This window comes from Pseudorhodoplanes sp., assembly GCF_046289595.1.
In the GTDB taxonomy this organism is placed as follows: Bacteria; Pseudomonadota; Alphaproteobacteria; order Rhizobiales; family Xanthobacteraceae; genus Pseudorhodoplanes.
Genome location: NZ_JBKBVB010000195.1, coordinates 1 through 4,411, shown reverse-complemented (window position 1 = coordinate 4,411; position 4,411 = coordinate 1). Strand labels below are relative to the sequence as shown.

Below are 4,411 nucleotides of genomic sequence, written 5' to 3'. Positions count from 1 at the left end.
GATCCGATCGTCTGCTCCGGCATCTTGGTGCCCGGCGTGTAGGCGGCGGGGCCGACCTCGAACAGCTTCGATACCGTATCGGGCGTCCAGACGATGTCGAGCTTCTTCAGCGCATCCGAAAAATCGTAGCCGGGGAGCGTCGCGATCTTGCGGCCGAAAATGCCGGCGAGTGTCGGACCGGCCCGCTCACCCTCGTCTGCCGACAGGGTGTGGCAGGCAATGCAGGCGCGATAGATTTCCGCCCCGCGGTCCCCGTCATAGGCCGCGAGCGGATCGCCGATATCGTTAAGCGGCACCGAACCGATATGGTCGCCTGTTGCGGCATTCCAGCGCCGCACCATGCGATCAGTGCCGCCGGTGAGCAGGGTCACCCCATCCGGGAAGAACGCCACCGACCAGACCGGCAATCCGGGGCCAACCAGCGTGCGCTGAATAGCCCGGCTTTTGCGGTCGATGATGGCGACCGATCCGCGAATGCCCGCAGCGGCAACCAGCGCGCCGTCGGCGGCGATCGCCAGCGAGATGACCGGCGTCTGGCCAACCTCGACTTCGCCTTGGGTCGCGCCTTTGGCCGACAGAAAATAGACCCGGCCATTCGCACCCGCCGTCACGATCTCGCCGCCTGGCGCCACAGTCACCGCATTCAGGGCCGTCGGCAGGGTTTCTACCGTCGGGGCGGCATTGCCGGACAGCGGCCAGATTCGCAGCGTCGCATCGTAGCCGGCGCTGACGAGCGCCTCGCCGCCGGGCGTGAAGGCAACGCCGTTCACATTCTGGGTATGGCCTTCGAGAACACGCGGCGCGCCGCCCGCGACCGGCCACAGCCGGATGGTGCGGTCCCAGGACGCGGACGCGATCGTGTTGCCGTCCGGCGAGACCGCGAGCGCAACGAGTGGCGCCGTGTGTCCCTCAAAGGTCCGCTCCGGTACCGGAACGCCCGGTTTCCAGATCGCAACCTTGCCGTCCTCGCCGCCGGTCACCAGGCGCCCATCCTTCAAAAAAGCGACCGCATTCACGGCGCTGTCGTGGCCGCGCAAGACCTGTTCGGCTGCGTTGCGATTTAACGACCAGCGGATTGCAGAGGTGTCGAAGCTGCCGGAGATCGCGGTCATGCCATCGGGTGCGACAGCGACCGCGCGGACAGGACCGCCATGGCCGCGCATCTGTGCAGCGACCGGGGACGCGTTCAGACCTGCAAGGAGCAGCGCAAGAACCAGGCGAGCAAGCATTCGATCAATCCCGACATGCAATTTTGGCAAGTTAGTGATCGCCGGCGCGCCTGCCCAGCCCCCCTCCCCGCGGAGCCGAGCGAGCGGCTTCATTGTCTTGCGCTGCGTGAAAGCGCCGCGACGGTCCGCGCCCCACCGGCACCCGCATCAAGCGGGGCGACGCCGCCAGCGCAGCAGGCGTGCCTCGAACAGCGACAAGATGGTCCCGCTGAGATAGCCGATCAGTCCCAGCAAAATGACGCCCGCATAGAGGTCGGCAGACTGGAACGAGCGCGCCGCGAGCAGGATCGCCTGACCAAGGCCCGGCCGGCTCGCCAGCATCTCGCCCACCACCGCAAGAATGAGCGCGATTGTCAGCCCGACACGCATGCCGGAGAGGATGTCGGGCATCGCGCTTGGCAGAGCAATCTTTCGAATGACATCGAGCCGCGACAGGCCGAGCGCGCGGCTGACCTGATAGAGCCGCGGCTCAACCGCAGCAAAACCGTGCACAGTTGCCAGCAGCATGGGCCACAGGGCACCGAACGCAATGACCGCGAGCACCATCGCATCGGTCAAACCGAGCAGCGCGATCGCCACCGGCATCATCGCCGAAGCCGGCAGCGGCCGCAGGAATTCCAGCGTTGGCTCCAGATAGACCCGCAAGGTCTGCGAAACGCCGATCATGGCGCCGAGCGCGATCCCGACCAGCGATGCCAAGAGCCAGCCGTAAACCATACGCTCGACGGTCGCGACGGTCTTGCGCAGCAGATCGCCTTCGGTCAGCCCATAGACAAGGGCGTCGAACGCCCGCTCCGGGCCGGGCAGAAAGACCGGCGAGACCAGACGCAAATGCGCAACCACGTACCAAAGAACCACGAACAGCGCCGCAACACCGACGCTGGCGAGCAGCCAGCCGAGACGCTGGAGTTGCGGCAGCGCTGTCACGGGTCAATCCTGACCATGGCGGCCGGGCCGAACAGCCGCTTCTGCGACCACAGCAGCACAATATTGAACGCCCAGCCGACCACCCCGAGCCAGACCAGCAGAGCGAGCATCAGTTCCGGCCGCAGCGTCTGTTGCGCAAGCATCATGTTGTAGCCAAGCCCGATCGGATTGGCGGCAATTTCCACGGTCACGGCGACGATCAGCGCAATTCCCGCGGCCAGACGAAAAGCGACGAAAATGCGCGGCAGCGCCGCAGGCAGCACGATCTTCCAGACCCGGGCTGCGGCATTGAACCCGAGCGCACGCGCCACATCGATGAGCCGCGGCTCGACACCCGCGACCGCAGCACGTGTCAGGATCAGCACCGGCCAAAATGCCGCAAAGGCGACAATCGACATCTCCATGCGAAAGCCGAAGCCGAAAACCAGAAGCGCAATCGGAATGAGCGCGACGGCCGGGATCGGACGGAACGCCTCGATGGAGACTTCCATCAGGCGGTCGGCTGTACGGACGAGACCGAGCAGAATCCCGAAGACAAGACCGAGCGCGGCGCCGAGCGCGAGGCCGCCAAGCGCGGTCGCCAGCGTCTGCAGCGTCGCCGTGAAAATCGTACCGTCGGCCAGAGCCGTGACGAAGGCCGCGGCAATCGCCGATGGCATGGCCAGCATCGAACTTTCCCAGCCGGTCGCACGCGCGGCCGCTTCAGCGAGGAGGATAAGGCCGACCGGGATCACGAGCCCGCGCCAGCCGGAGCGTTGCGCTTCCCCGCTCAATGTTCGACCTCCTTGATGACGTCGAACAGATCGCGCCGCAACTTCAGAAAGTCCGGGCGCTCGCGAGTCGTCAGCTGGTCGCGCGGACGCGGCAGATCGATCGGAAACTGCACCTCGAAGCGGCCGGGATTGGGGCGCATCGCGATCACCCGGTCGCCGAGATAGATCGCCTCTTCGAGGTCGTGGGTAATGAACAGGACCGTGGCGCCAGTTCTGGCCGCGATTGCAAGCACTTCATCCTGCAGCGCCTGCCGGGTCATCGCATCGAGCGCGCCGAACGGTTCGTCCATCAACAGAACCTTCGGGTCCTGGGCGAGGCATCGGGCGATCTGCAGCCGCTGCTGCATGCCGCCGGAGAGCTGGTTCGGGAATTTCTCGGCGTGATTGGACAGGCCGATCAGGTCCAGCAATTCGGCGATCCTGGCCTCACGCAGCTCCTTCGGAAAATTCATCGCCTCAAGCGCGAGCGAGATGTTGCCCGCCGCCGTCCGCCACGGCAGCAGCGCCTTGCCGTAATCCTGAAACACGATCGCGATGTCCTGCCGCGGTCCGGTCACCGGCTTGCCCTCGTAGGTCACCCGCCCCTTGCTCGGCATCAGCAGTCCGGCTGCCAGATTGAGCAGCGAGGTCTTGCCGCAACCCGATGGGCCAACCACCGACAGGAACTCGCCCTTCTGGATCGCAACGTCGATCCCGGTCAGGATGAGCTTGCCGCCGAGGGTCAGGTCGACGCTCTCGAACGCGATGAGCGGAATTCTTGGCTGAGTGGCCTGCACAGGATTCTCACGACGGGTTGCACGAAGCACCGGCATAGGTTTCCAAAATCCGCTCGACGAGATCGGGTTTGCGCGCGCGGGCGATGCCGCATTCGGTGGCGATGCCGAAATCGGGTACGAATTCGCGCGCGATTTCGATCCGCGCGATCACCCCCGCAACGCCTGCAGAAACGTGGACGACGCCGAGATAGATTTCGGTCCGCGGATCGAGTGTCAGCGTTGCGAAAGGCGCAAAGAAGTCGCGGTCGGTGCGGTCCACCGGCACCGGAAAATGGATGTAGTTGATCGGCCGGGTCACGGCCTTCGCCATGTCGTTGGCGACATCGACCATGCGGCCCGCATCTTTCGGTTCGATGAAATGCTTGGCGCCGAAATCGCCGTAGCAGACATGGATGCCAAGTTCGACATCGGACGGGACCGCAGCACAAATCCGCTGCATCCGCGCCATGATCTCCGGCTGCGATGCGCCGGTCGACGGGAACCAATCCTGCCGCTGGCCATCCAGCACGATCATCTCGTGGCAGAAATCCCACTGGATGCTGAGATGCTCATGCGGAATCGCGTCGCAAAGCCGCCTCACCTCGGCAAGCATGGCCTTCTCGTAGGCGGGCTCGATCGCGAGCACGTCCTTGGGCGAGGCAAATGCATAGACGACGCCAAACGGGGTCGGCATGCAGACCTGCAGCCGCACATGGTCCGGAAATTC

General features: G+C 65.0%; 5 protein-coding genes. All 5 read right to left on the bottom strand.

Features of this window, described 5'->3' with window-relative positions; genetic code table 11:
* The coding region (locus ACK41X_RS22695) for a c-type cytochrome (RefSeq protein ID WP_409728358.1) at positions 1-1,229 on the bottom strand (1,229 nt) is incomplete at its 3' end.
* Between the two features lie 147 nt (positions 1,230-1,376).
* Positions 1,377-2,156, bottom strand: coding sequence for an ABC transporter permease (locus ACK41X_RS22690; RefSeq protein WP_409728355.1), 780 nt, complete (start codon positions 2,154-2,156; stop codon positions 1,377-1,379).
* Entirely contained in the window at positions 2,153-2,929 is a 777-nt protein-coding gene (locus ACK41X_RS22685; RefSeq protein WP_409728352.1) for an ABC transporter permease, read from the bottom strand. The genes ACK41X_RS22690 and ACK41X_RS22685 overlap by 4 nt, the downstream gene beginning before the upstream one ends.
* Entirely contained in the window at positions 2,926-3,705 is a 780-nt protein-coding gene (locus tag ACK41X_RS22680) for an ABC transporter ATP-binding protein (protein ID WP_409728349.1), read from the bottom strand. Before ACK41X_RS22680 ends, ACK41X_RS22685 begins: the two co-directional genes overlap by 4 nt.
* 7 nt (positions 3,706-3,712) lie before the next feature.
* The coding region (locus ACK41X_RS22675; RefSeq protein WP_409728346.1) for a hypothetical protein at positions 3,713-4,411 on the bottom strand (699 nt) is incomplete at its 5' end.